Annotated in this window: 29 protein-coding genes; 15 read left to right on the top strand and 14 right to left on the bottom strand. The window is 66.0% G+C overall.

Going from position 1 to position 24,722, the window contains the following annotated elements; genetic code table 11:
- Positions 1–155 precede the first annotated feature (155 nt).
- Positions 156–725 (bottom strand): NADPH-dependent FMN reductase, encoded by a 570-nt coding sequence (locus ACFOHJ_RS21265; protein WP_378224487.1) that lies wholly within the window; start codon positions 723–725, stop codon positions 156–158.
- Between the two features lie 167 nt (positions 726–892).
- Here ACFOHJ_RS21265 and ACFOHJ_RS21260 point away from each other — a divergent pair, with 167 nt between their 5' ends.
- The gene (locus tag ACFOHJ_RS21260; protein WP_378224484.1) at positions 893–2,260 is read left to right on the top strand and encodes a cytochrome P450; all 1,368 of its coding nucleotides are present in this window, start codon (positions 893–895) and stop codon (positions 2,258–2,260) included.
- Positions 2,257–2,535, top strand: coding sequence for an acylphosphatase (locus ACFOHJ_RS21255; RefSeq protein ID WP_378224481.1), 279 nt, complete (start codon positions 2,257–2,259; stop codon positions 2,533–2,535). The genes ACFOHJ_RS21260 and ACFOHJ_RS21255 overlap by 4 nt, the downstream gene beginning before the upstream one ends.
- Positions 2,536–2,570: 35 nt before the next feature.
- Here ACFOHJ_RS21255 and ACFOHJ_RS21250 read toward each other — a convergent pair whose 3' ends face one another.
- The 7 genes from ACFOHJ_RS21250 to rph form a co-directional block, all read right to left on the bottom strand.
- The gene (locus tag ACFOHJ_RS21250) at positions 2,571–2,801 is read right to left on the bottom strand and encodes a DUF3297 family protein (RefSeq protein ID WP_378224478.1); all 231 of its coding nucleotides are present in this window, start codon (positions 2,799–2,801) and stop codon (positions 2,571–2,573) included.
- A gap of 68 nt (positions 2,802–2,869) precedes the next feature.
- Positions 2,870–3,247: a YraN family protein gene (locus ACFOHJ_RS21245; protein WP_378224475.1), complete on the bottom strand. Its 378-nt coding sequence runs from the start codon at positions 3,245–3,247 to the stop codon at positions 2,870–2,872.
- Between the two features lie 4 nt (positions 3,248–3,251).
- The gene (gene rsmI, locus ACFOHJ_RS21240) at positions 3,252–4,145 is read right to left on the bottom strand and encodes a 16S rRNA (cytidine(1402)-2'-O)-methyltransferase (RefSeq protein WP_378224472.1); all 894 of its coding nucleotides are present in this window, start codon (positions 4,143–4,145) and stop codon (positions 3,252–3,254) included.
- Between the two features lie 19 nt (positions 4,146–4,164).
- A complete protein-coding gene (gene hemW, locus ACFOHJ_RS21235; RefSeq protein WP_378224723.1) occupies positions 4,165–5,322 on the bottom strand; it encodes a radical SAM family heme chaperone HemW in 1,158 nt (385 codons plus the stop codon).
- A 70-nt stretch (positions 5,323–5,392) separates the two neighbouring features.
- Complete coding sequence (rdgB, locus tag ACFOHJ_RS21230; RefSeq protein ID WP_378224469.1) at positions 5,393–6,040, bottom strand: RdgB/HAM1 family non-canonical purine NTP pyrophosphatase; 648 nt, start codon at positions 6,038–6,040, stop codon at positions 5,393–5,395.
- Entirely contained in the window at positions 6,040–6,450 is a 411-nt protein-coding gene (locus tag ACFOHJ_RS21225) for a VOC family protein (protein WP_378224466.1), read from the bottom strand. Before ACFOHJ_RS21225 ends, rdgB begins: the two co-directional genes overlap by 1 nt.
- A gap of 11 nt (positions 6,451–6,461) precedes the next feature.
- Positions 6,462–7,178, bottom strand: coding sequence for a ribonuclease PH (rph, locus tag ACFOHJ_RS21220; RefSeq protein ID WP_378224463.1), 717 nt, complete (start codon positions 7,176–7,178; stop codon positions 6,462–6,464).
- A 132-nt stretch (positions 7,179–7,310) separates the two neighbouring features.
- Between rph and hrcA the strand changes: the two genes are divergently transcribed.
- From hrcA to ACFOHJ_RS21200, 4 genes are all read left to right on the top strand, one after another.
- Positions 7,311–8,393 carry a heat-inducible transcriptional repressor HrcA gene (hrcA, locus tag ACFOHJ_RS21215; RefSeq protein WP_378224460.1) on the top strand — a complete coding sequence of 361 codons (1,083 nt, stop codon included), beginning with the start codon at positions 7,311–7,313 and terminating at the stop codon, positions 8,391–8,393.
- A gap of 75 nt (positions 8,394–8,468) precedes the next feature.
- On the top strand, positions 8,469–9,812 hold the full coding sequence (locus tag ACFOHJ_RS21210) for a PQQ-dependent sugar dehydrogenase (protein ID WP_378224457.1): 1,344 nt from the start codon (positions 8,469–8,471) through the stop codon (positions 9,810–9,812).
- A gap of 155 nt (positions 9,813–9,967) precedes the next feature.
- Complete coding sequence (gene cysK / locus ACFOHJ_RS21205; RefSeq protein ID WP_378224454.1) at positions 9,968–10,948, top strand: cysteine synthase A; 981 nt, start codon at positions 9,968–9,970, stop codon at positions 10,946–10,948.
- Positions 10,949–11,067: 119 nt separating this feature from the next.
- On the top strand, positions 11,068–11,685 hold the full coding sequence (locus ACFOHJ_RS21200; protein WP_378224452.1) for a glutathione S-transferase family protein: 618 nt from the start codon (positions 11,068–11,070) through the stop codon (positions 11,683–11,685).
- Positions 11,686–11,694: 9 nt separating this feature from the next.
- Here the strand turns inward: ACFOHJ_RS21200 and ACFOHJ_RS21195 are convergent, their stop codons facing one another.
- Positions 11,695–11,841, bottom strand: coding sequence for a hypothetical protein (locus ACFOHJ_RS21195; protein ID WP_378224449.1), 147 nt, complete (start codon positions 11,839–11,841; stop codon positions 11,695–11,697).
- A gap of 302 nt (positions 11,842–12,143) precedes the next feature.
- On the opposite strand from ACFOHJ_RS21195, the gene ku reads away from it, so the two are divergent.
- Positions 12,144–13,007 (top strand): non-homologous end joining protein Ku, encoded by an 864-nt coding sequence (gene ku, locus ACFOHJ_RS21190; RefSeq protein ID WP_378224447.1) that lies wholly within the window; start codon positions 12,144–12,146, stop codon positions 13,005–13,007.
- A gap of 3 nt (positions 13,008–13,010) precedes the next feature.
- Positions 13,011–15,476 (top strand): DNA ligase D, encoded by a 2,466-nt coding sequence (ligD, locus tag ACFOHJ_RS21185; RefSeq protein WP_378224444.1) that lies wholly within the window; start codon positions 13,011–13,013, stop codon positions 15,474–15,476.
- A 53-nt stretch (positions 15,477–15,529) separates the two neighbouring features.
- Here ligD and mbfA read toward each other — a convergent pair whose 3' ends face one another.
- The gene (mbfA, locus tag ACFOHJ_RS21180; RefSeq protein ID WP_378224442.1) at positions 15,530–16,513 is read right to left on the bottom strand and encodes an iron exporter MbfA; all 984 of its coding nucleotides are present in this window, start codon (positions 16,511–16,513) and stop codon (positions 15,530–15,532) included.
- A gap of 200 nt (positions 16,514–16,713) precedes the next feature.
- Here mbfA and ACFOHJ_RS21175 point away from each other — a divergent pair, with 200 nt between their 5' ends.
- A complete protein-coding gene (locus tag ACFOHJ_RS21175; protein WP_378224439.1) occupies positions 16,714–17,037 on the top strand; it encodes a hypothetical protein in 324 nt (107 codons plus the stop codon).
- A 3-nt stretch (positions 17,038–17,040) separates the two neighbouring features.
- On the opposite strand, the gene ACFOHJ_RS21170 is transcribed toward ACFOHJ_RS21175, so the two are convergent.
- Positions 17,041–17,421, bottom strand: coding sequence for a hypothetical protein (locus ACFOHJ_RS21170; RefSeq protein ID WP_378224437.1), 381 nt, complete (start codon positions 17,419–17,421; stop codon positions 17,041–17,043).
- Positions 17,422–17,618: 197 nt separating this feature from the next.
- Here ACFOHJ_RS21170 and ACFOHJ_RS21165 point away from each other — a divergent pair, with 197 nt between their 5' ends.
- From ACFOHJ_RS21165 to ACFOHJ_RS21150, 4 genes are all read left to right on the top strand, one after another.
- On the top strand, positions 17,619–18,614 hold the full coding sequence (locus ACFOHJ_RS21165; protein WP_378224435.1) for a threonine/serine dehydratase: 996 nt from the start codon (positions 17,619–17,621) through the stop codon (positions 18,612–18,614).
- 145 nt (positions 18,615–18,759) lie between these two features.
- On the top strand, positions 18,760–19,686 hold the full coding sequence (locus ACFOHJ_RS21160) for an ABC transporter ATP-binding protein (RefSeq protein WP_378224432.1): 927 nt from the start codon (positions 18,760–18,762) through the stop codon (positions 19,684–19,686).
- The gene (locus ACFOHJ_RS21155) at positions 19,683–20,444 is read left to right on the top strand and encodes an ABC transporter permease (RefSeq protein ID WP_378224429.1); all 762 of its coding nucleotides are present in this window, start codon (positions 19,683–19,685) and stop codon (positions 20,442–20,444) included. The genes ACFOHJ_RS21160 and ACFOHJ_RS21155 overlap by 4 nt, the downstream gene beginning before the upstream one ends.
- Before the next feature lie 24 nt (positions 20,445–20,468).
- The gene (locus tag ACFOHJ_RS21150) at positions 20,469–21,149 is read left to right on the top strand and encodes a phosphatase PAP2 family protein (RefSeq protein WP_378224427.1); all 681 of its coding nucleotides are present in this window, start codon (positions 20,469–20,471) and stop codon (positions 21,147–21,149) included.
- On the opposite strand, the gene ACFOHJ_RS21145 is transcribed toward ACFOHJ_RS21150, so the two are convergent.
- Entirely contained in the window at positions 21,139–21,612 is a 474-nt protein-coding gene (locus ACFOHJ_RS21145; RefSeq protein WP_378224424.1) for a CYTH domain-containing protein, read from the bottom strand. The genes ACFOHJ_RS21150 and ACFOHJ_RS21145 overlap by 11 nt on opposite strands.
- A 114-nt stretch (positions 21,613–21,726) precedes the next feature.
- Between ACFOHJ_RS21145 and ACFOHJ_RS21140 the strand changes: the two genes are divergently transcribed.
- Entirely contained in the window at positions 21,727–22,353 is a 627-nt protein-coding gene (locus tag ACFOHJ_RS21140; protein WP_378224422.1) for a class I SAM-dependent methyltransferase, read from the top strand.
- A 70-nt stretch (positions 22,354–22,423) separates the two neighbouring features.
- Positions 22,424–22,681 (top strand): PepSY domain-containing protein, encoded by a 258-nt coding sequence (locus tag ACFOHJ_RS21135; RefSeq protein WP_378224420.1) that lies wholly within the window; start codon positions 22,424–22,426, stop codon positions 22,679–22,681.
- Positions 22,682–22,687: 6 nt separating this feature from the next.
- Here the strand turns inward: ACFOHJ_RS21135 and ACFOHJ_RS21130 are convergent, their stop codons facing one another.
- Both ACFOHJ_RS21130 and msrA read right to left on the bottom strand, forming a co-directional pair.
- Positions 22,688–23,992: a glucoamylase family protein gene (locus ACFOHJ_RS21130; protein ID WP_378224418.1), complete on the bottom strand. Its 1,305-nt coding sequence runs from the start codon at positions 23,990–23,992 to the stop codon at positions 22,688–22,690.
- Positions 23,993–24,001: 9 nt separating this feature from the next.
- Complete coding sequence (msrA, locus tag ACFOHJ_RS21125; protein ID WP_378224416.1) at positions 24,002–24,718, bottom strand: peptide-methionine (S)-S-oxide reductase MsrA; 717 nt, start codon at positions 24,716–24,718, stop codon at positions 24,002–24,004.
- Positions 24,719–24,722 lie beyond the last annotated feature (4 nt).

Here is a 24,722-nt window from a genome sequence, read left to right as displayed (position 1 = left end):
GATCGCTTGGTGCCGTGGCAACGGCGTGGAAAACGGGCCGCGAATCGCGGCCCGATGCTTGCCCTAATATAGGCGTTTGCGACGGTTTTTCCAAGGTTTTGCAGGCATTTGAGGGCCTTTTGCCCTGCCGCGGCCGAGGTCGCGGAAGCTCGGCGTCAGCCCGCGCGCAACGGCTTCAGCGCCACGCTCCAGCGCATCAGTTCGTCCAGCATCGTCCCGGTGCCGGAGAGCACGTGCTCGTTGGGTTGGAACGCACCCTTTTCGTCGCGCGAATTGAGGTGCATCGGCAGCGCCACCGCCTCCGGGATCGGCATCACCTTGACCGTGGTCAGGAGCGGCTTGAGCGCCTGCACCGCGCGCATGCCGCCCGAGACGCCGCCATAGCTGAAGAAGGCGGCGGGCTTGTAGTTCCATTCGCGCGACAGGTAATCGACGGCGTTCACGATCGCGGGCGCGGCGAAATAGTTGTATTCCGGCGTCACGAAGACGAAGGCGTCGGCGGCGTCGATCGCCTTCGACCAGGCCTTGGTGTGCTCCTGCTCGTATTTGCCGAGGCGCGGATGGTGCGGCTCGTCCAGTACCGGCAGGTCGAAGGCGGCGATATCGGTGATGACCGGGTCGAAACCGCCATGCTGGCGCGCGAACGCCTCGAGCCACTCGGCATAGACCGGGCCGGCGCGGCCGGGGCGGGTGGAACCGATGATGATGCTCAGACGATGTTTCAAGGAGGTCTCCTGGCAGGTTTTCAGTATCCGAAGGTGACCGTCACTTAAGGCGGATGGCCCGGCCCGGCAAGCAGGCACCTTCGGGTAACCAACGTCATTTCCCTGCGTTCCGGCGCATGGACGAGGCGGAGATCGCTCCCTACATTGATTACGTAACGGAGAACGCCATGGACGCCCGACCCGCTCCCTTCGTTCCGCCCGCGCCGCGGCCCCGCACCCGGCCGCCATCCGCGCTGGAGATGATGCGCATCGTCTACCGCAATCCGCTCGAACTATGGGGCGAGCCTTCCTACAACGAGCCGTGGATTTCGGTGAACGGCGTCGGCGGGCCGCTGGTCATCGCCAACGACCCGGGGCTGGTGCGCCACGTGCTGGTCGACAACGCCAAAAACTACAGGATGGCGACGGTGCGCCAGAAAATCCTGCGCCCGATCCTGCGTGATGGCCTGCTGACGGCGGAAGGCGAGGTATGGCGGCGCTCGCGCAAGGCGATGGCGCCGGTGTTCACGCCGCGCCACATCTTCGGCTTCGCCCAGCCGATGCTGAAGCGCGCGCTGGAATTCGTCGAGCGCTACGAGGACGGCGCCGTCACCGACCTCGCCGCCGACATGACCATGCTGACCTATGAAATCCTTGCCGAGACGCTGTTTTCGGGCGAGATCGCCGGCAGCAAGGAGACGTTCTCTCAGGATATCGACCGGCTTCTGGAAACCATGGGCCGCGTCGACCCGCTCGACCTGTTGCGCGCGCCGGACTGGCTGCCGCGTCTCACCCGCATTCGCGGCCGCAAGACCATGGCCTATTTCCGCGGCATCGTCAGCGACACGATGGCGCTGCGCGAGGACCGGCTGAAGCGCGACCCGGACGGCGCGCCGCAGGACTTCCTGACGCTGCTGCTCAAGGCCGAAGGGCCGGACGGGCTGACCCGCGCCGAGGTCGAAGACAACATCATCACTTTCATCGGCGCCGGCCACGAGACGACGGCGCGGGCGCTGGGCTGGACGCTTTACTGCCTGGCCGAGGCGCCGTGGGAGCGTGAGCCGATCGAGCGCGAGATCGATGCCGTGCTTGCCGGCGAGCCGGACCCGGCGAAATGGCTGGAGGCGATGCCGCTGACCCGCGCCGCCTTCGACGAGGCGCTGAGGCTCTATCCGCCGGCTCCTTCGATCAACCGCGAGCCGATCGAGCCGGAGCATTACAAGGACCTCTACATTCCGCCGAAGGCCGCCGTGCTGGTGATGCCATGGGTCATTCACCGCCACCGCAAGCTGTGGGACAAGCCGGACGCCTTCCTGCCTGAACGCTTCCACCCCGGAAATCGCGAGAAGATCGACCGCTTCCAGTACCTGCCGTTCGGGGCGGGCCCGCGCGTCTGCATCGGCGCGGCCTTCGCCATGCAGGAGGCGATGATCGCGCTCGCCGTTCTGATGTCGCGCTTCCGCTTCGAGACCACCGCGGACACCAGGCCGTGGCCGGTGCAGAAGCTCACCACGCAGCCCCAGGGCGGGCTGCCAATGCGGGTAACAAGGCGATGAGCAACCGAATCTACAAGGTGCAGATCACCGGGCGCGTGCAAGGCGTGAGTTTTCGCTTCTGGACGCGCGAAGAAGCCGTTCGGCTGGGCCTCGGCGGCTGGGTGCGCAATGAGCCGGACGGCTCGGTCACCGCGCTCATCTCGGGGCCGGACGGAGCGGTTTCGATGATGCTGGAACGCTTCTGGCAAGGGCCGGCCGGCGCCGTGGTAGCCGATGTCAGGGCGCAGGCCGCAGACGGCACCGCCGTGCCGACGGGCTTTTCCATCACCGGCTGACGGCTGGCTTTTCCCTCGCCGGCCGGCGGCTGGCGCTATTCCTTGACGAAGGGCTCCACCACGCCCTTCAGCTTGATGGTCAGCGGCTGGCCGAAGCGATCCTTGGATTTCGGCGTGGCGACCCGGATCCAGCCTTCGCTGACGCAATATTCGTTGACGTCGTGCCGCTCCTTGCCGTTGAACAGGATACCGACGCCGCGCTCCAACGCCTCGGCATCGTAGAAGGGGCTGCGCTCGTCGACGCTCATTCTGTCGGGAAGGGTCATCGTCAGTCTCCAAAAAGCCGCCGATAGCCGGCGGCGGCGACGCTTTCAAGCCCGACGCGCAGCGAGCCCTAGTTCCTGCCCTGAAAAATGTTCTCGACATGCACCGGCCAGCGCCAGGGCAGCACCGCCACCATGTCGAAGCGCACCGCCAGCCGCCCGTAATCCGGCTGGCGCGCCAGCCACAGGTCGGCGGCGCCCTCGATCCGTCGTTCCGACTCCCGGCGGATCGCCTCCATCGCCTCGGCAAGCGTCGGCCGCGCCTTGACCTCGACGATCAGCACGAGGTCGCCGCGCCGCGCGATCAGGTCGATTTCGCCGAGCCGCGTGCGGTAGCGGCATTCGAGGATGCGGAACCCCTTCAGCCGCAACGCCATCGCCGCCAGCGTCTCGCCGCGATGGCCGCGCCGGTAGGATTGGCGCCGTCTGGTGGTGGCGCGGTTGCTCACCGCCTCAGCCTTCTTTCAGGTCCATCAGCCGCCGGTAGAGCGCCTGCCGCTCGCCGCCGGTCATTTTTGCCGCTTCGGCCGCCGCCTTGGAGGCCGGCATTTCGGCCGCGAGCGACAAGAGCAGCCGGTCGACGTCGGCTGGCGTTTCGACAGCATGCTCCGGCGGGGCGACGCAGACGACGATCTCGCCCTTCGGCGTATCGGCGGCCTGATAGTGATCGGCCAGTTCCGCTAGCGTGCCGCGCCGTGTCTCCTCGAAGGCTTTGGTGAGTTCGCGGCCGATCGCCGCCTGGCGCGTGCCGCCCAAGACTTCAACCATCGCCGCCAGCGTGTCGGCGAGCCGGCGCGGCGATTCGAAGAAGATCAGCGTTGCCGGCACCGCCTTCAGCTCCTGGAGCCGCGTCGCCCGCTGCCCCGTCTTCACCGGCAGGAAGCCGGCGAACAGGAAGGCGTCGGAGGGCAGGCCGGAGGCCGTCAGCGCGGCGAGCGCGGCGGAGGGGCCGGGGATCGGCACCACCCGTATATTTCTTTCCAGCGCCTCGCCCACCAGCCGGTAGCCGGGGTCGGATACGAGCGGCGTGCCGGCGTCGGAAATCAGCGCCACGCTCCGGCCTTGTTCCAGCGCCGCGATCAGCTTCGGCCCGGCCTCAGTGGCGTTATGCTCGTGATAGGCGGTGGTGCGGCGGCGGATGCCGTAGCGCGACAAGAGCACGCGGCTGACGCGCGTGTCCTCGCAGGCGAGGATGTCGGCTGCCGCCAGCGTCTCCAATGCGCGCAGCGTGATGTCACCGAGATTGCCGATCGGCGTCGCCACCAGGTAGAGCGCGTTCTCCAGCGGCCGCGCGGCCATCTCGGCCTGCCCGATCATGTAGCTGTGCTTTTCCGTCTCGCCGCTCATGGCGCACCCCTCCGTCGGCCTACCGGGCGAGGTCGGCCACCACCGCGTCGAGCACGATCATGCCGGCCGGCGTTGCGCGCAAGCGCGAATTGCCGATCGAGGCGACCAGCCCCTCCTGCTGCAGCGTGGCGAGGCGTGTCGCCGACAGCGAGCGCCCGGAATAGTGTTCGTAGCGGGCAAGGTCGATGCCCTCGGCCAGCCGCAGCCCCATCAGCAGGAACTCGTCGGCCTCCTCCGAGCGGGTCAGCAACTCGCCGTCGACGACGCCATGGCCCTGCGCCTCGACCAGGTCGGCCCAGCTTTCCGGCGCCTTTTCGGCGATCGTCACCACCCGGTGCCCGTTTTCCACGAAGCGCCCGTGTGCGCCGGGACCGACGCCGACATATTCGCCATAGCGCCAGTAGGTCAAATTGTGCCGGCTTTCCGCGCCGGGCCTGGCGTGGTTGGAAATCTCATAGGCCGGCAGGCCGCGGGCGGCGGTGACTTCCTGCGTGATTTCATAGAGTTCGGCCGCGTGGTCGTCGTCCGGCAGGATGAACTTCTTCGCCTTGTGCAGCGCGTAGAACGGCGTGCCCTGCTCGATGGTGAGCTGGTAGAGCGACAGATGGTCGACGGCATAGCCGATCGCCTGCTCCAGCTCATTTTCCCAAGCTTCCGGCGTCTGCCCGGGGCGCGCATAGATAAGGTCGAAAGACAGGCGCGGAAAAATCTGCCGGGCGAGATCGATGGCGACCAGCGCTTCGGAAACATTGTGCAGTCGGCCGAGGAAGCGCAGGTCCGTGTCGTTCAACGCCTGTACGCCGAGCGACACGCGGTTGACGCCGGCGGCGCGGTAGCCGCGAAAACGCTCGGCCTCGACCGAGGACGGGTTGGCCTCCAGCGTGACCTCGATGCCGGCCGGCACCGTCCAGTTCTTCGCCACCGCGTCCAGCACCGCGCCGACCGTCTCCGGCTTCATCAGCGAAGGGGTGCCGCCGCCGAGGAAGATCGAGGTCACCTCGCGCGGCCCCGTACGCTCGCGCATGGTGGCGAGTTCGGTGGCGAAAGCGCGGGCAAACCGCTCCTGGTCCACCGGCTGGTGGCGCACATGGCTGTTGAAGTCGCAATAGGGGCACTTGGCCGCGCAGAACGGCCAGTGGACATAAACGCCGAACCCCGGCGAGCGGTCGAGTTGCATCGTGCTCATTGCCGTGGTGCCTGGCATCGAAGGCGGTGGAAACCGGACAGGGCGCTACGGCAGAACATCTTCAGCTCGACCCCAGCCGGGCTGCGGCGAATTTCTGGAAGGCGCGGGCGCGGTGCGAGAGGGCGTCTTTCTGGCCGGGTTTCCAGCCGTGTTTTTCCGCGGCCGTCATTTCGCCGAACGTCTTGGCGTAGCCGTGGGGCAAAAACACCGGATCGTAGCCGAAGCCGAGTTCGCCGCGCGGCGGCCAGACCAGCGTTCCCTCCACCTCGCCGCGATAATATTCCGCATCGCCATCGGGGAAGGCGAGGCAGATGACGGCGACGAAGCGGCCGCTGCGCTTGTCCGGCTCGGTCGCGCCCACTTCCTGCATCGCCACTTCGGCGCGCTGCATGGCCATCGCGAAGTCGCGCTTGCCGTCGGGCGTATCGGCCCAGTTGGCGGTGTAGACGCCGGGAGCGCCGTCGAGCGCGTCGATGCACAGGCCGGAATCGTCCGACAGCGCCGGCAGGCCGGTCGCCTTGGCGGCGGCGAAGGCCTTGATGTAGGCGTTTTCCTCGAAGGTGGTGCCGGTTTCGTCCGGCTCCGGCAGGCCGTATTCCTTCGCCGATTTCGCCTCGAAGCCGAACGGCCCCATCAGGTCGGCGAATTCGCGCAGCTTGCCTTCGTTATGGCTGGCGACGACGATCTTTCTTGCTTCGAGAGACTGCATCACAGGTTCCAGATTTTCGGTTCGGCAAATTCCAGCGAATTGCCGGAAGGGTCACGGAAATAGATGGAGCGGCCACCGCTCGACCACCGGAAATCGGCCTCGACGGCGATGTTCCTGGCTTCCAGCAGCGCCTTCCAGGCGTCGATTTCGGCCGCGGTGGCGGCAAAGCAGAGATGGCCTTGCCCGCTCGTGCCGTGCGGCGGCACCGGCAGCCTGGCATCGGGCGCGGGCGGCTGGCGCGTTGCCTCGGCGTTGAACAGCAGGAGCACGCCCGATCCGCATTTGAAGAAAACGTGCCGGTCCTTCACCGCTGCGATCTTCTGCAGCCCCAGGACCTCGGCATAGAAGGTCTCGGCGGCACCCAGATCGGTGACGTAGAGCGCGGATTCCAGAATGGCGGAAGGCTGCATCCGGGCTCCTTTCACCCCACCGCCATCTTCTGCAGGTCCACCAGCCGCGAAATCCCCCTGCGGGCCAAACCCATCAGCGCGGAAAACTGTTCCTCGGAGAACGGCTCGCCCTCGGCGGTGCCCTGGATTTCGACGATGCCGCCCTTGCCGGTCATGACGAAATTGGCGTCGGTGCCGGCCGAGGAATCTTCCAGATAGTCGAGATCGATCACCGGCTCGCCGTTATGGATGCCGCAGGAGATGGCCGCGACGTGGTCCTTCAGCACCTTGTCCAGCTTCACCATCTGGCGCGCTTCCATCCAGCGCAGGCAATCGTAGAGCGCCACCCAGCCGCCGGTGATGGAGGCGGTGCGGGTGCCGCCATCGGCCTGGATGACGTCGCAATCGACGGTGATCTGCTGTTCGCCCAGCGCCTGCAGATCGACCACGGCGCGCAGCGAACGGCCGATCAGGCGCTGGATTTCCAGCGTGCGGCCGCCCTGCTTGCCGGCGGAGGCCTCGCGGCGCATGCGGTCGCCGGTCGAGCGCGGCAGCATGCCGTATTCGGCCGTCACCCAGCCCTTGCCGGAATTGCGCATCCAGCCTGGCACTTTTTCCTCGAGGCTTGCCGTGCACAGCACATGCGTGTCGCCGAACTTCACCAGGCAGGAGCCCTCCGCATGCTTGGAGATGCCGCGTTCGAAGGAGATGGCTCGCATTTCATCGAACTGGCGTTTGGAAGGGCGCATTCAGGCATCTTTCTTGGGAAGGTTGAAAATACTGGCCGGCTTGTACCCGCATGGCAGGCAGGGCGCAAAGGAAATTGCCGTCGCTTGCGTCACCGCAGGGGCTGTCTATATCCTGAGGACAGAGGCAACACGATGACGACACAGATACCCCATCCGCCCCATGCCGCCGCGCTGCAATCGCTCGACGCACGCTCGCGCGAGGTTTTCCGCCAGATCGTCGAAACCTATCTCAGGGACGGCGAGCCGGTCGGCTCGCGCTCGCTGTCGCGCATCCTGCCCTCGACGCTGTCGCCGGCCACGATCCGCAACGTGATGAGCGATCTTGAGCATCTCGGCCTGATCTATGCGCCGCACGTGTCGGCCGGCCGCCTGCCGACGCAGACCGGCCTGCGTTTCTTCGTCGACGCCTTCATGGAACTGGGCGACCTGTCCGACGACGAGCGCCGCTCGATCGAGGCGCAGGTGAAGGCTTCCGGCACGGGCGCCTCGCTCGACCATATGCTGACCGAGGCCAGCCAGATGCTGTCGGGCATGTCGCGCGGGGCAGGGCTGGTGCTGGCCGCCAAGAGCGAGGCGGCGCTGAAGCACATCGAGTTCATCCAGTTGGAGCCGACCAAGGCGCTGACCGTCCTGGTGTCGCAGAACGGCGACGTCGAGAACCGCGTCGTGGACCTGCCGGCAGGCGTCACCGTCTCGCAGTTGCATGAGGCGTCGAACTTCCTCAACGCCCATATCCGCGGCCGCACGCTGGGCGAGGCGAGGGCCGAGATCGCGCGCATCAAGGAAGAGACGCGGGTGGCGCTCGATACGCTGTCGCAGGATCTGGTGGAGAAGGGGCTGGCGGTGTGGGCCGGCTCCGAGGGCGGGCTGCCGGCGCGGCTGATCGTCCGCGGACGCGCCAATCTGCTCGAAAACATCACCGCGCAGGCCGACATCGAACTGCTGCGCCGCCTGTTCGAGGACATGGAGACGCAGGAAGGCCTGATCCAGTTGCTCGACCTTGCCGAACAGGGCTCGGGCGTGCGCATCTTCATCGGCTCGGAAAACAAGCTGTTTTCGCTCTCCGGCTCCTCGCTGGTGGTAGCGCCTTACCGTGACAAGGACGCCCGCGTCGTCGGCGCGCTCGGCGTCATCGGGCCGACCCGGCTGAACTACGCCCGTATCGTGCCGATGGTCGACTACACCGCCCAGCTCATTTCGCGCATGCTGCGCTGAGCTTTTCGCACGGCCGGCGGGAACGGCATGGCGCGATCTTCGTTGCGGTCAGTGTCGATAAGTGCAGGAGGAACCATGCGTATCCCATTGCTGATGGCGGTTCTGGCTTGCGCCGTCCTGGTCGCCCCGGCGCTCGCTGCTGCACAAGACGGCCTGCTGACCGGAAAACAGGCTTTTGGCGGCTGGCGTCAGGACAAGCCCGGCGTCCGCCGGCTGATCCGGCCGCAGGACCTGCCGAAGCCCGATCCGGCGCAGTCCTCGGTCAATGCCGCCGACGCGGCGGCGAGGCCGAAGGAGGCGGTGCCGTTGCTGCCGCCGGGCTTCTCAGCAAAATTGATCGCGTCCGGCATTGCCGGACCGCGCGTCGTGCGTGTTGCGCCCAATGGCGACCTGTTCGTGTCCGACAGCCGGCGGGACCGGGTTCTCGTCTACCGACTGGGAGAGGATGGCGGGAAGGCTCAAAGGAGCGTTTTCGCCGATGGGCTGAACCAGCCCTATGGCATCGCCTTCTATCCGGCCGACAAGCCGCAATGGGTCTATGTGGCCAATTCCGACAGCGTCGTGCGCTTTCCCTACCGCGATGGCGAGATGAAAGCCTCCGGCGAACCGGAAATGATCATTCCCGACATTCCCTCCAACCACCACTGGACGCGTGACATCCTCTTCTCGCCGGACGGCAGGACGCTCTACCTGTCGGTCGGCTCCGGCTCCAACGTGGCGGAAGGCATGGCCGACAGGCCGCAGGGCGGGCTCGACAAGTGGCTGGCTTCGGCCGCGCCCGGAGCCGCCTGGGGTTCGGAACAGGGCCGGGCAGAAGTGCGTGCCTACGACCCCGACGGCCGCAACGGCCGCGTCTTCGCCACCGGCCTGCGCAACTGCTCGGGCATGACCGTGCAACCCGCCACCGGCGAGTTGTGGTGCGTCGTCAACGAGCGCGACGGGCTCGGCGACAACGTTCCGTTCGAGTACGCCACGACGGTGAAGGAAGGCGCGTTCTACGGCTGGCCCTGGTATTATCTTGGTGACCATGAGGATCCGCGCCATGTCGGCGAGCGGCCCGACCTCGCCGGCAAGTTAACCATGCCGGACGTGCTGATGCAGGCGCATTCGGCCCCGCTCAACATAGCCTTCTACACCGGCGGCAATTTTCCGGCCGACTACAAGGGCGATGCGTTCGTTGCCCTGCACGGTTCCTGGAACCGCGGCAAGCGCACCGGCTACAAGGTCGTGCGGCTGCGCTTCAAGGACGGCAAGCCGACCGGCGAGTACGAGGATTTCATGACCGGCTTCGTCGTCTCGGATGCGAGAGTATGGGGCCGGCCGGTCGGCGTAGCGGTGGCGAAAGACGGCTCCCTGATCGTCAGCGAGGACAGCAACGGCACGCTCTGGCAGGTGACCTACAAGCAGGGGGCGCAGTAGCGCCGGGGTCGCCGGATGGAATGAAATTCCGATGTTGTCGGCTATGTAGAACACGATCCCTTGAACTTCCTGTTTAAAGGAAAAATCCTACTCGGATTTTGCGCTGCCGGCCCCTATCATGCCGGCAGTTCCATTCCCGTTCCCGGAGACAATCGATGACGAATCCTGCCGCCCCTGACCGCAAACCCGGCCGTGGGCGGGTATACGGTTCCATCACCGAGACGATCGGGGACACGCCGCTGGTGCGGCTGGGGAAATTCGCCGCCCGGAAGGGCGTCGTCGCCGATCTTCTGGCGAAGCTCGAATTCTTCAACCCGATCGCGTCGGTCAAGGACCGCATCGGCGTCGCCATGATCGAGGCGCTGGAGATCGAGGGCAGGATCGCCCCCGGCAAGTCGACGCTGGTCGAGCCGACGTCGGGCAACACCGGCATTGCGCTGGCCTTCGCCGCCGCCGCCAAGGGCTACCGGCTGATCCTGACGATGCCGGAAACCATGTCCATCGAGCGCCGCAAGATGCTGATGCTGCTCGGCGCCGAACTGGTGCTGACAGAAGGCGCCAAGGGCATGAAGGGCGCCATCGCCAGGGCGACCGAACTGGCCGCCACGATCCCAGGCGCGGTCATCCCGCAGCAGTTCGAAAACCCCGCCAACCCGGAAATCCACCGCGTCACCACCGCCGAGGAAATCTGGAACGACACCGACGGCGGCGTCGATATTCTCGTGGCCGGCATCGGCACGGGCGGCACCATCACCGGCGTCGGCCAGGTGTTGAAGGAACGCAAGCCTTCGGTGCAGGTCGTCGCGGTCGAGCCGGAAGCCTCGGCGGTGCTTTCAGGCGGCCAGCCCGGCCCGCACAAGATCCAGGGGCTGGGCGCCGGTTTCGCGCCCAAGATCCTCGATACCACCGTCTATGACGAGATCGTCACCGTTTCCAACGAGGACGCGATCGCCAATGCGCGCCTCGTTGCCCGGCTCGAAGGCGTTCCGGTCGGCATTTCCTCCGGCGCCGCCCTGCAGGCGGCGGCCATTGTCGGCGCGCGACCGGAAAATGCCGGCAAGACCATGGTCGTGGTCATTCCCTCCTTCGCCGAGCGCTACCTGTCGACGGTGCTGTTCGACGGGCTCGGCGGCTGAGGAAAGCCCGCCGGTGGATCGCAGGAAAAGCCGGCTGGTCCTATCCGGCCGGCTTGAGCGTACGCCGTTTGTCATGCCAAATCGCCGCGCCCGGAGCATCCGGGTAGCGGGAGATTTTCATGTACAAGGTTTATTCGCGCCCCGGTTCCGGTAGCTTCGTGGTGGAAGCCGCGCTGGAGATGGCCGGCGCGCCGTTCGAATGCATCGACGTCGCCAAGACGCCGCAACCCGACCCCGACTTCCTCGAGATCAGCCCGCTGAACCAGGTGCCTGCTCTCACCTTGCCGGACGGGCATACGATGACGGAATCGGCCGCGATATGCATCCTGTTGGCGGAACGCTTTCCGCAGGCCGCGCTGGCTCCGGCCGACGGCGCAGGCCGTGCGGATTTCCTGCGCTGGATGGCGTTGATGGCCTCGGTCGTCTACCCGGCCGACCTGCGCTTCTACTACGCCCACCGCTACACCACCGATGCCGGCGGCGCCGACGCCGTCAAGCAGGCGGCCATCGCCGAGATGGATCGTGGTCTGGCGGTGATGGATGCGGCGCTTGGAAGTCGCCGCTGGCTGGCGGGAGAACGGCAGTCGGTCGCCGACCTCTATCTGCTGATGCTGTTTTCCTGGCACCCGGAGGTGGGGCGCGCCCGCGAAGCCTGGAAGAACATCGAGCGCGTCTGTGCGGTCCTGCGCGATCAGCCGCTGATCAAGCGGCTGAATGTGCGCCACGAGATGTGGTGATCGCCCCGCTCAGCGCGTGCCGAAGCCGAGCGAATGGCTGCGGCGCGCGCAGGCCGGGCCGGGGCCGCGCATGTAGTAGCGCTCGGGCCGATAGGTCGGTGCGACGAATTCACGAACGGCGGCGGCATAGCCGGTGATGTGGTTCCAAAAACGCATGGTACTCAAGTCCCTGTCCCAACTTCGGATGTCCCTTCCGAATTGCGAACATCCTAGCCCGCAAGCGTGAATACTCGGTGAACCGGATGTTAACTTTCGGTCCGAACCGGCTCGGTTCGTGGCGGGAATGCGGCTGATTCACGGTCTTTTGACGCCTTTTGTCGTGATCTTCGCCGCCGTGCCAATTTGGCCACAGGCATCGTCCTGCCGCCGGCCCGCGCCGGATGGAACGCGCCGGATGGAACGCGAAAGCCGTTCGCCCGTTGTGGCTCCTTAGCGGGTTCTTTGGGAAAGGGGCCGTCATGGCGCCGCGTCCGGCCTGGAAGGGTTATCTCAAACTGTCGCTCGTCACCTGCGCGGTCGAGCTCACCAACGTGGTCACGCACGCCGAAAAAGTCTCTTTCCGCGTGCTGAACCGCAAGACCGGAAACACAGTCAAGCGCATCTATGTCGACGCCGAAACCGGCGACCCGGTCAAGGACGAAGACGAGATCAAGGGCTATGAGGTCGACAGCGGCGACTACGTCCATATCGAGGAGGACGAGATCGCGGCGGTGCGCGTCGAATCCTCCGACATGATGAGTCTCGACGGCTTCGTCGACAAGGCCTCGATCCGGCAGGTCTATCTCGACACGCCCTATTACCTGACCCCCGCCGACAAGGTGTCCGAGGACGCCTTCGCGGTCATCCGCGATGCCATGGCGGCGAAGAAGAAGGCGGGGCTCGCCCGCGTCGTGCTTTACCGCCGCGAACGCCCGGTGGTGATCGAGCCGCTCGGCAAGGGCATGGTGCTGACGACGCTGCGCTACGACAACACGGTGCGCCAGCCCGATACCGTGTTCGATGGGATCAAGGCGGTGAAGACCGACAAGGAAATGATCGAACTGGCCGAGCACATCATCGACAAGAAGGCGGCGAAGTTCGATCCGTCGAAGTTCGATGACACGTACGAGGAGGCGTTGCTCGAACTGATCCGCGCCAAGAAGGCCGGCCGGAAGGCGCCCAAGCCCAAGGCCGCGGCCAAGCCCTCCAATGTCGTCAACCTGTTCGATGCCCTGAAGAAGAGCCTGGCGACCGACGGCGCCGGCGAGGGCGAGGCCGACGCAAAGCCAGCGAAAAAGAAAGCCTCGGGGTCGAAATCGGCGCCGAAGCGCAAGTCGGCCTGACCCATGGCTGGCCCGGCCCTCGAACAATATCGCGCCAAGCGCGATTTCTCGAAAACGGCGGAGCCGGCCGGCAAGGTGCCGGCGCGCGAGGCGCGGGCGGCTGCCGGCGGCATTTTCGTCATTCACAAGCACGCGGCGACGAGGCTGCACTACGACCTTCGGCTGGAGCATGGCGGCGTACTGTGGAGCTGGGCGGTCACGCGCGGCCCCAGCCTGGACCCGCACGAGAAGCGGCTAGCCGTGCATGTCGAGGATCACCCGATCGACTATGCGCCCTTCGAGGGCACCATCCCCAAGGGCGAGTATGGCGGCGGCTCGGTCATCGTCTGGGACGAGGGCACCTGGACGCCCGAGCACGACCCGGCCGCGGGCATGAAGAAGGGCCATATCGATTTTGAACTGCATGGCGAAAAACTTTCCGGCAAATGGCATCTGGTGCGGCTGAAGCCGCGCCGGGGCGAGAAGAAGGACAACTGGCTGCTGATCAAGGCCGACGACGGGGCCGCCCGTCCCGGCGAGGACATCCTTCAGGAGCGGCCTGAATCGGTGAAGTCGGGCCTGACCGTCGAGGAGGTCGGCGAGGGCAAGACGGCTGCCGGGAAAAAGCCGAAGGTCTGGCATTCGAACAAGCCGGCCACCCGCAAGGCAAGGTCGGCCGGCGCGCGCAAGCTCGAATTCATCGAGCCCGAGCTGGCGACGCTGGAGAACAACGCGCCCGGCGGCAAGGAATGGCTGCACGAGGTGAAGTTCGACGGCTACCGCATGCAGGCGGCGATCGCCGGGACCGAGGTCCGGCTGTTGACACGCTCCGGTCTCGACTGGACCGAGCGGTTCGGCAGCGCCGTCACCGCTGCCCTTGGCCGGCTGAAATGCAGCGATGCCATCCTCGACGGCGAAGTCGTCGTCCTGGCCGATGACGGCGTATCGTCCTTCGCGCGGCTCCAGGCGGCCCTTTCGGAAGGCCGCGCCGAGGCCATGATCTATTACGTTTTCGACCTGATGCGGCTGGACGGCGAAGACCTGCGGGACGAGCCGCTGGTCGAGCGCAAGCAAAGGCTGCGCGAACTCTTGGGCGACCAGCTGCAGGACGGGGCGCTGCGTTTCAGCGAGCATTTTGTCGAGCCCGGAAAGGTCATGCTCGAACATGCCTGCCGCATGGGGCTGGAGGGCGTGGTCTCCAAGCGCGCCGATTCCCGCTATCGCGGCGGGCGCGGGCATGACTGGGTGAAATCCAAATGCACGCAGCGCCAGGAATTCGTCATCGGCGGCTACCTGCCGTCGGAAAAGACCGGCCGTGGCCTGCGCTCGCTGCTGGTCGGCTACCACGACGGCGACAGGCTCGCCTATGCCGGCCGCGTCGGCACCGGCTTTTCGGGCAAGGCGGCCGACGACCTGAAGAAGCGGCTCGATGCGCTGAAGGCGGCGAAGTCCCCGTTCGCGCAGAAGGTTCCGGGCGGCAAGGGCCTGACATGGGTGCGGCCCGAACTGGTGGCCGAGGTGGAGTTTCGCAGTTGGACGGGCGATCGTATCATCCGCCATGCCTCCTATCAGGGGCTGCGCGAGGACAAGCCGGCGGAGGAAGTCGTGCAGGAAAAGCCGAAGTCACCCGGGAAGAAAACCGAGGTCGCGCTGTCGAATCCGGACAAGCTGCTGTGGCCGGAGGAAAAAATCTCCAAGCAGGACCTGCTGGATCACTATGCGCTCGTGTGGCCGCGCATGGAAAGGTTCGTCGTCAATCGACCGCTGGCGCTGGTACGCGCGCCGGACGGCGTCGGCGGCCAGCGCTTCTTCCAGAAACATGCCTCTGCCGGCATGCACGAGAAGATCTATCGCACCAGGGACCCGGAAGACGGCGAGGAACTTCTGTTCGTCAGGGATTTCGACGGTGTCGCCGCGCTGGCGCAGATGGGCGTGGTCGAGATCCACCTCTGGGGCTCGACCGTCGAGAAACTGGAGAAGCCCGACCAGATCGTCTTCGACCTCGATCCCGACGAGGGCATCGATGTCGGGAAGGTGCGCGAGGCGGCGCTGGAAATCCGCTCCAAACTGGAGGAGTTGTCGCTGCCGACCTTCGTCAAGACTTCCGGCGGCAAGGGCTATCACGTCGTGGTGCCGCTGAAGCCGGCGGCGGACTGGGCGCAGGTGAAGGGCTTTGCCCACGACTTCGCCCGCGCCATGGAACAGGCCGCGCCCGACCGCTACACCGCGACCCTGTCGAAAAAGGCGCGCGCCGGCAAGATCTTCATCGACTATCTGCGTAACGGCAAGGGTTCGACCACCGTCGCGCCCTATTCGTCACGCGCCAAGAAGGGTGCGACCGTTTCCATGCCGGTGACCTGGCAGGAGGTCGAGGACGGCGTCGCTCCCAATGCCTTTCCGATCGGCGACAAGACGACGCTGCGCCGGCTCGAACAGGCCGATCCCTGGGCCGATTTCTTCGACAAGGCCAAGCCCCTGAACAGGGGCTGATCCTTTAGACGCATTTGTGCGGCGTCAGGCGTCCCGTCTGACTACAAAATGCGCTAGGCGTTCCCGATCAGCACGCCGGCGGCAAACACCAGCGCCCCGCCCAGCACCACCTGGAAGGCGGCGCGCCAGAACGGCGTCTCCATATAGCGGTTCTGCACGAAGGCGATCGCCCACAATTCGACGAACACGACGATGGCCGCCACCGTCGTTGCCGTCCAGAAATGCGGGATGAGATAGGGCAGGGCGTGGCCCAGCCCGCCCACCGTCGTCATCAGGCCGGTGGTGATGCCGCGCTTGACCGGGGAACCGCGCCCCGACAGCTTGCCGTCGTCGGAAGCGACTTCGGTGAAGCCCATGGAGATGCCGGCGCCGATGGAGGCGGCAAGCCCCACCAGCAGCGTCTGGGACGTGTCGTGGGTGGCGAAGGCGGCCGCGAAGATCGGCGCCAGGGTCGACACCGAGCCGTCCATCAGCCCGGCGAGGCCCGGCTGCACATAGGTGAGGATGAACTGTCGGCGCTCGGTGGCGGCTTCCTCGTCGCGCACCTCGGCCGGCACGTGGCTGCGCTCGAGGCTGTGGGCCAGCGCCTCGTGGCCCTGCTCGGCGGCTGCCAGGTCGCCGAGCAGCTTGCGTGTCGAGGCGTCGCGCGCCCGCTTGGCCGCCTCGACATAGAACAGTTGTGCCTGCCGCTCCATCGTTTCGGCCTGCGCGCGCACATGCGCAATGCCGAGCGGCCGCACCAGCCAGTCGGGCCGGCGTTCGTAATAGCCCTTCACATGCTCGCGGCGGATCAGCGGGATGCGCTCGCCGAAGCGCTTGCGGTGCAATTCGATGAGCGCGGCGCGGTGGCCGTCCTCTTCCTTGGCCATCGCCTCGAACATGGCGGCCGACTGCGGAAAGCTTTCCGACAGCCCGTCCGCGTAGGCGCGGTAGATGCGCGCGTCGTCCTCCTCCGACGAAATCGCCAGCGCCAGGATTTCCTGTTCCGACAGCGTATCGAAACGACGACGGCCAAAGCCGAGGAATCGCGAAAGCATGGTGACGGGTGATCCAGTTTAGAATGATTCTAATTTAAAGGGTAAGCCGGCGCCGGTCAATCGGGGTGTCCGGTCGCACCATGCAGACAGGTGCGGGCAAGTGGTTCAATATTTTTGATCCGACAGCTGCTCTCGTCGCCTTTTTCATGACACGAGCCGACCTATATAGCGTGACCTGTACCGATAGGAAAAGGCGAGCCATGACCGCGAAACAGGACGGCAAGACGATTGAGGCTGGGCCGGTTCTCGAACTGATCGCCCGGATCGAGGCCGATCTCGGACGCCTGAAGGCGATGGTGGAAGGGGAGGTCGCACCCTTCGACCCGGCCAATCCGCGCAACAAGTCGCTGGACGGCAAATTGACCGAGGAAGGGGCGGAGTGCTGCTATCGCCTGTTCGACGAGGGCAAGTCGCGTTACTCGGTGGCGCGGCAGATGAAGATTTCCTTCGCCGCCGCCACCCATCGCTTCAATACCTGGCGCAAGATCGGCGGCGCCAAGCGCAAGCGCACCTTGCTCGGCTAGGTGCTAGCCGATGACGCCGCAGCGGCGGTCGCGGCGATCGAAGGTCACGACCACCCGGTTCCCGTAGCGCGAACGGCCGACGACATCGATGGTGCGGCGGCCGACATCGACGATGCGGGCGCGGCGGATGCCCATCCGCTCGGCCTTGTAGAGCGCACGCTCCGGCGTGCAGCCCCGATAGAAGCGCTGGGCATCGCGATAGCGGTCGCCATATCCGCGGCAATCTTCGCGATACGGATCGCAGTCGTCGCGCATCCTCATGCGCGGGCCATCCTGGCCAAGATAGAGCTGGACGTCCTGGGCCGTTGCCGTGCCGAAGGTCAGCGGCATTCCGGTGAGGGCGACTGTCAGGGCCAAGGCTGCGGAGGTGATGAACTTGTGCATGGTGACGGGCTCCTTTCCCGAATGCCCCATAACGAGGAGGAGACCCCCTCGGTTCAAATCAGATTCGAGCGGGTTCCGACATATTCCGTGAGAGCCGGGCCTTCAGCCGATGAGGGGGGTCGTCATTTTCCGTTGCCGCCCCGGTCCGCGTTCCCGTACACAAGGCAGGTTCGATCGTTTCGCGACAGGAGCTTCGCATGAGCGCCGTTTCCGTTCTTCCCGGCATTGCCGATATCCGCGCCGCCGCCGCGCGCCTGGCCGGCCTTGCCATCGAGACGCCGCTGCTCGAATCGCCTGTCCTCAACGAGCGTTTCGGCGCGCGGCTGCTGTTCAAGCCGGAGGTGTTGCAGCGCACCGGTTCGTTCAAGTTTCGCGGCGCCTACAACAAGATTTCCACGCTGGCGCCCGAGGAGCGCAGCCGCGGCGTGGTCGCGTTCTCCTCCGGCAACCATGCCCAGGGCGTCGCCGCTTCCGCGGCCATGTTCGGCATCGGGGCCGTCATCCTCATGCCGACGGATGCGCCGGCCATGAAGATCGCCAATGTGCGGCGCATGGGCGCCGAGGTCCTGCTCCACGACCGCGGCGATGACCGGGAGGCGCTTGCCCTGCCGTTCATCGAAAAGGGCATGGTGCTGGTTCCGCCCTTCGACGATCCCGCCATCATCGCCGGGCAGGGCACCATCGGTCTCGAACTGGTGGCGCAGGCGCAAAGGCTCGGAGCCGCCCTCGACGTCGTGGTCGCGCCCTGCGGCGGCGGCGGTCTCATCGGCGGCATCTCGCTCGCGGTGAAGGACGGTTCGCCGCAGACCGCCGTCTGGGCGGCGGAACCCGAGCATTTCGACGATACCCGACGCTCGCTGGCCGCTGGCAGCCGCGTCGCCAACGAGCCGGGCCATCGCTCGATCTGCGATGCGCTGTTGACGCCCATTCCGGGCCGGATCACCTTTGCCATCAACCGAACCACGCTGTCGGGCGCCGTTGCCGTTTCGCAGAAGGCGGTGGCCGCCGCCATGCGCGACGCCATGGCTCATCTGAAGCTGGTGGTGGAACCGGGCGGCGCGACGGCCTTCGCGGCGCTCTCCTCGGGCGAGATCGACATCAAGGGCAAGACCGTCGCCGTGGTGCTGTCGGGCGGCAATGTCGACTTCGACCTCTACGCCGACATCATGGCTTCCCGACCGCCCTACGACTGATCGGAACGCCAGCGCAAGGAGCTTACGGCCGTCGATCGCGGCGGGCCGTGGCCGGAAATGTCAGCAGCGGCATTGACTTCCGGGAAATCGAACCGACATTCAGCGGACTTTTCCCGAACGTGTATTTCAGCGGCAGTTCGCTTGCATGCAGCCCATTATCTCCATTTCCGGTGTTTCCAAGACCTACGCCAGCGGCTTTTCCGCCCTGAAGAAGATCGACCTCGACATCAGGCGCGGCGAGATTTTCGCGCTGCTGGGGCCGAACGGCGCCGGTAAGACCACGCTGATTTCCATCGTCTGCGGCATCGTCAACCGTTCCTCGGGCACGGTGACGGTGGACGGCCATGACATCGGCACGGCCTATCGCGCCGCGCGCGGCCTGATCGGGCTGGTGCCGCAGGAACTAACCCTCGACGCCTTCGAGACGGTGCGGGCGACCGTGAACTACAGCCGCGGGCTGTTCGGCAAGCCCGCCAACCCGGCCTTCGTCGAAAAGGTGCTGCGCGACCTGTCGCTGTGGGAAAAGCGCGACGCCAAGGCGATCACGCTTTCGGGCGGCATGAAGCGCCGGCTGATGATCGCCAAGGCCCTGTCGCACGAGCCGCGCGTGCTGTTCCTCGACGAGCCGACCGCCGGCGTCGACGTCGAGTTGCGGCAGGACATGTGGGCGATGGTGCGGCGGCTGCGCGAGGACGGCGTCACCATTATCCTCACCACGCACTATATCGAGGAAGCGCAGGCCATGGCCGACCGCGTCGGCGTCATCAACCACGGCGAGATCATCCTCGTCGAGGACAAGGACGAACTGATGCGCAAGCTCGGCCGCAAGCGGCTGGAACTGGAACTGCGCGAACCGCTCGGTGCCGTGCCGGCCCCGCTCGCCGGCTACGGGCTGGAACTGGCGGCCGACGGCGGGCGGCTGGTCTATACCTATGACGACCAGAGCGAGCGGCCAGGCGTCGCCTCGCTGCTGCGCGACCTCGGCGCGGCCGGCATCGAGTTCCGCGACCTCGCCACCAATGCCAGCACGCTGGAAGAGATTTTCGTCGGCCTGGTGAGGGAAAAGGCATGAACCTTCGCGCGGTATGGGCCATCTATCGGCAGGAAATGGCGCGGGCGTTGCGCACGCTGCTGCAAAGCGTGGTGTCGCCGGTCATCTCCACCTCGCTCTATTTCGTCGTCTTCGGCTCGGCCATCGGCTCGCGCATCACCGAAGTCGACGGCATCAGCTACGGCGCCTTCATCGTGCCGGGGCTGATCATGCTGTCGCTGCTGACGCAGTCGATCTCCAACGCCTCCTTCGCCATCTATTTCCCGAAATTCGTCGGCTCGATCTACGAATTGCTGTCGGCTCCGGTCTCTTACCTGGAAATCATCCTCGCCTATGTCGGCGCGGCCGCCACCAAGTCGATCGCGCTCGGCCTCATCATCCTGGCGACCGCGGCCTTGTTCGTGCCGTTGCATATCGAGCACCCGTTCTGGATGCTGGGTTTCCTGGTGCTGACGGCGATGACCTTCAGCCTGTTCGGCTTCATCATCGGCATCTGGGCTGGCAATTTCGAGCAACTGCAACTGGTGCCGCTTTTGATCGTCACGCCGCTCACCTTCCTCGGCGGTTCCTTTTATTCCATCGACATGCTGCCGCCGCTGTGGCGCACCATCTCGCTGTTCAACCCGGTCGTCTATCTGGTCAGCGGTTTTCGCTGGAGCTTTTTCGGCGCTTCAGATGTATCCATCGGCGTCAGCCTCGGCATGACCCTGACCTTCCTGCTCATCTGCGTGGCCGTGGTAAGCTGGATTTTCAAGACCGGCTATCGCCTGCGCAACTGAGCAGGCCGCATGCAGGTGGAGCGGATGAACCAGCAGGCGGGCGTGCCAGCGCACAGGCCGGACCGGACCGTCATCGCGGCCGTGTCGATAATGGTCGCCGGTATCGGCGGCTTCCTGGCGCTGGTGATGGTGGCGGCGGCCAATCCGCCTTATGCGTTCGACACGCGCCTCCTGCTTGCGCTGCGCAAGGCCGGCCACCCCGACATGCCGGTCGGGCCTCACTGGCTGCAACTGGCCATGCTCGACATCAGCAGCCTTGCCAGCACCACCGTGCTGTTCCTGATGATGATGGCGCTCTTTGCCTATCTGCTCGCCGCCCGCCGCCCGAGGGCGGCACTGTTCGTGCTGTTGACGCTCGGCGGCGGCCAGCTTCTGCTGAGCCTGCTCAAGCTTGCGGTAGACCGGCCGCGCCCGGAAATCGTCTCGCATCTGGTCGAGGTCCTGACGCTGTCCTTCCCCAGCGGCCATGCGATGGGGGCGGCGCTGACCTACGGCACGCTCGCCGCGCTGGCCTGCCGCTTCGCGCCAGGCCGCGCATCGAGGATCTGCCTGTGGGCGGTGGCCGTCCTGGCCACCCTTCTGGTCGGCATAAGCCGGGTCTATCTCGGCGTGCACTGGCCGTCGGACGTGCTGGCCGGCTGGTGCGCGGGCGCCGCCTGGGCGGCGGCCTGCTGGCTGGCGCTCGGCCGGCGGCTCAGCGCCTGAGCGAAGGAAATCCGTTCAGCGCCAGCGAGGCGTTGGAATAGCGGATATCGCCGGTGACCTCGCCGTCGATCCAGCCCGGCAGTTGTTCATCCGGGACGTTTTCCGGCGTTTCCAGCTCGGCCACGACGAGGCCGTGGAGATGGCCGTTGAAGACGTCGACCTCGTAGAGAAAGTCCCGATGGCGCACATGGTGGCGGGTCTTGGCGATGACCGAGCCGACGGCGAAGGCTCGCATCTCGTTCGCTTCCGCCAGCGGCACGGCATATTCGAACTCGTCGCGCACGCTGAGGTCGCTGCCGAATTTCAGCGTCAGCTTGGCGCTCTTGCCGTCGCTGATGCGCAGGCGGATCGACCGTTCAGATGAGATCGCCAGGTAGAACTGCACGATGGTGATCTTCTTTTCGACCGCGGCGCGCCACGAATCGTCCTTCACCAGAAACTTGCGCTCGATTTCCTTGGCCATCGGCTGCGACTAAAGCGTGCGCTGCCCGGCGAGGCAAGCGGGAACGCGCCGTCCACGTTGTCGCGGCGGCGGCAATGGCGCATGATGGCGCCGGGGATTTCGCGGAGTCTCAAGATGATCCTGGAAACGGGCGGGCAAGATCACTGGGACAAGGTCTACGCCACCAAGGCGGAAGACGCGGTGAGCTGGTTTCAGCCCACGCCGGAAATCTCGCTCGAGCTGATCCGCGAGTTGGGCGATCCCGCGTCGCTTTCGCTGGTCGACATCGGCGGCGGCATGTCCCGCCTGGTGGATGCGCTCGTTGCCGCCGGCAACCGCGACGTCGCCGTGCTGGACATTTCGCCGGTGGCGCTTGATCTCGCCCGCAAGCGGCTTGGCGCGGCGGCGGTCGCGGTGGACTGGATCGCCGCCGACGTGACCCGCTGGCGGCCGGCGCGGCAATACGCCGTCTGGCACGATCGCGCGGCCTTCCACTTCCTGACCGAGCCGCAGGACCGGGAAGCTTATGTCGAGGCGCTGCACGCCGCAGTCGGGCAGGGCGACCATGCCGTCATCGCGACCTTTGCCGCCGATGGCCCGGAACGCTGCAGCGGCCTGCCGGTCGTGCGCTACGAGCCGGGATCGCTGGCGCAGGCGCTGGGGCCGAGGTTCGAGCTGGTCGCCGAGCGGCGGCAGGCTCACCCGACCCCGCAGGGAAATTCCCAGTCGTTCCAGTTCAGCGTGCTGCGCCGCGTCGCCTGACGGAGCGCCTCCTCGGGAACAAAGGCGGCGCAAAAGGGTTGAACCCTTTTGCCGAACCCGAGGGAAGACCATGCTCAAGCCGATTTCCGCTGCGACCGTCCTGTTGATGCTGCTTTCCGGCACGTCGCTGGCGCAGGAGGCCGACAAGGCGCCGCCCCAGAACGCCAAGAAACTGTCGGAGATCATCGCCAAGGTCGAGCAGCGGCAGGATTTTCGCTACATCGGCGAAATCGACTGGGACGAGGGCGTCTACGACGTCACCTACTACACCACCGACCGCGCCAAGGTGGAAATCAAATACGATCCGGTGAGCGGCAACCCGAAATAGCCACGCTTACAGCCAGCCGCCGGAGAAGCCGGCGCGCCGCAGGCCGGTGACGATGGCGGGGCAGTTGCGCATCAGCCGCCAGATGAAGTCGCTGCGATAGTTCTCGATCATCAGCGCGATCGGCCCCTGGTTGATGCCGACATGCTCCGATGCCTGCCAGCCGCGCGGATTGTCGTCGCTCGCGCCGAGCGTCGGGTTGAAGCTTGCCGTGAAGCCGTAGCGATGGTCGTCCTTGAGGCCGATCTTGTGGAAGTAATGCAGCGCCGGCAGCACGATTTCCGGTGCGAACGGCAGCGAGGCCGCCGTCGCCCAAGGCGAAATCGTGCCGTCGTCCGGGCCGTAGGGCACGCCGCGCGCACGGTAGCCCCAGAAGCGCCGGCCGACGCCGTCGATGATGCCGGCCTGGTCGCCCGGACCGTCGCTGGCGGTGATGCCCCAGCAGTTCTCGTGATAGCCCCTGAAGCCGCGCGGGTTGTTGATGGCGTACTGCCGCTGCACGTAGGTGGCCTGGCGGCTGTTCTCGAAATAGTCGCTGCCGCGCCCGCGCATGAATTCGTCGCGGATGCCGCGAAAATCGATCCAGATATGCGACATCTGGTGGATGAACAGGGGTCCGGCGAAAAGCAGCTCGCGCCCGTAGATTTTCTTCCAGCGATAGCGCGACAGCCACGCCTCGTAGCTTTCGGGCGGCAGCGGATAGGTGGGCGACCCCAGGCCCAGCACGTAGAGGATCAGCGCCTCGTCATAGCCGGTCCAGTGATAGGGCAGGAAGCCGCGTTCGGGCCTCCAGCCCATCGTCACCGCCGTGCTGCCGTCTCGCGCCCATTGCCAGTCGACGCGCCGGTAGAGCGCGTCGGCAAGGCGGCGGATCTCGGCGTCCTTCTCGTCGTCCTCGCGGAAATAGGCCCCGGCCACGAGCACGCCAGCCATCAACAGGGCGGTGTCGATGGTGGAGAGCTCGCAATTCCAGGCCCGGCGGCCGCTCTGCATGTCGAGGAAGTGGTAGTAGAACCCCTTGTAGCCGGTGGCGTCCGGCTCGGGGCCCTGCCGGCTGCTCCAGAAGAAGCGCAGCGTCCTCAGCGTCCTGTCGCGGGCATGGCCGCGGCTCATGAAGCCGCGAGCCACGGCGACCGGATAGGCCGTAAGCGCCATGCCGACCGCCGCGATGCTGGCCGGCACGCCGGCGCGGGTGCGGTCGGCGATCAGGCCGTTTTCCGCATTGCACTCGGCGAGAAAGTAGTTGAACGAGATTTTCTGCAGCGCCGCCAGCCGGTCGTGATCGAGGGCTGGCGGGTGGGCAAGGCTGTCCATGCGGTCCGTTCAGTTGCCGGCCTCGGCCATCACAAGCACCGGCTTTTCCTGGTAGAACGCGGGGAAAAGCCGCTTCAGGTTCTCGATCTTGGGCAGGTCGTTATAGACGATATAGGGATAGGTCGGGTTCCGCGTCAGGAAATCCTGGTGGTAGTCTTCCGCCGGATAGAAGGTCTTGCCGGTCTCCAGCGTCGTCACGATCAGCTTGTCGAACACCTTCGCCTTGTCGAGTTCGGCGATATAGGCCTCGGCGATTTTCTTCTGGCTGTCGTTGGCCACGAAGATGGTCGAACGGTACTGCCGGCCGCGGTCCGGCCCCTGGTAGTTCAGTTGCGTCGGATTGTGAGCGACCGAAAAATACACCTGCAGCAACTGGCCGTAGGTGATCTTCGACGGCTCGTAGGTGATCTTCACCGATTCCGCGTGGCCGGTGCGGCCGGAGCCCACCGTTTCGTAGGAGGCGGTGTCGGCGCTGCCGCCGGCATAGCCGGAGACGGCGCTTTCCACGCCCTTCACATGCTGGAACACGCCCTGTACGCCCCAGAAGCAGCCGCCGGCGAACACCGCCGTTTCCGTGCCGGGCGCCGCCTGTTCGTCGACGGCCGGCGGCGGGATGACCACCGCGTCCTCGGCCGCGCTCGCCGGTGCCTGCCAGAGGGCAAGGCCCGTTGCGACCGCGCCGGCGCCGAGCAGGCACAGCGCCGTTTCAATCTGCCGTCTGGTCATGGCT

Origin of the sequence: Aquamicrobium soli (assembly GCF_042646345.1) — a bacterium.
Taxonomy (GTDB): Bacteria; Pseudomonadota; Alphaproteobacteria; order Rhizobiales; family Rhizobiaceae; genus Mesorhizobium; species Mesorhizobium soli_A.
This window is presented reverse-complemented; position numbering and strand designations above follow the sequence as displayed.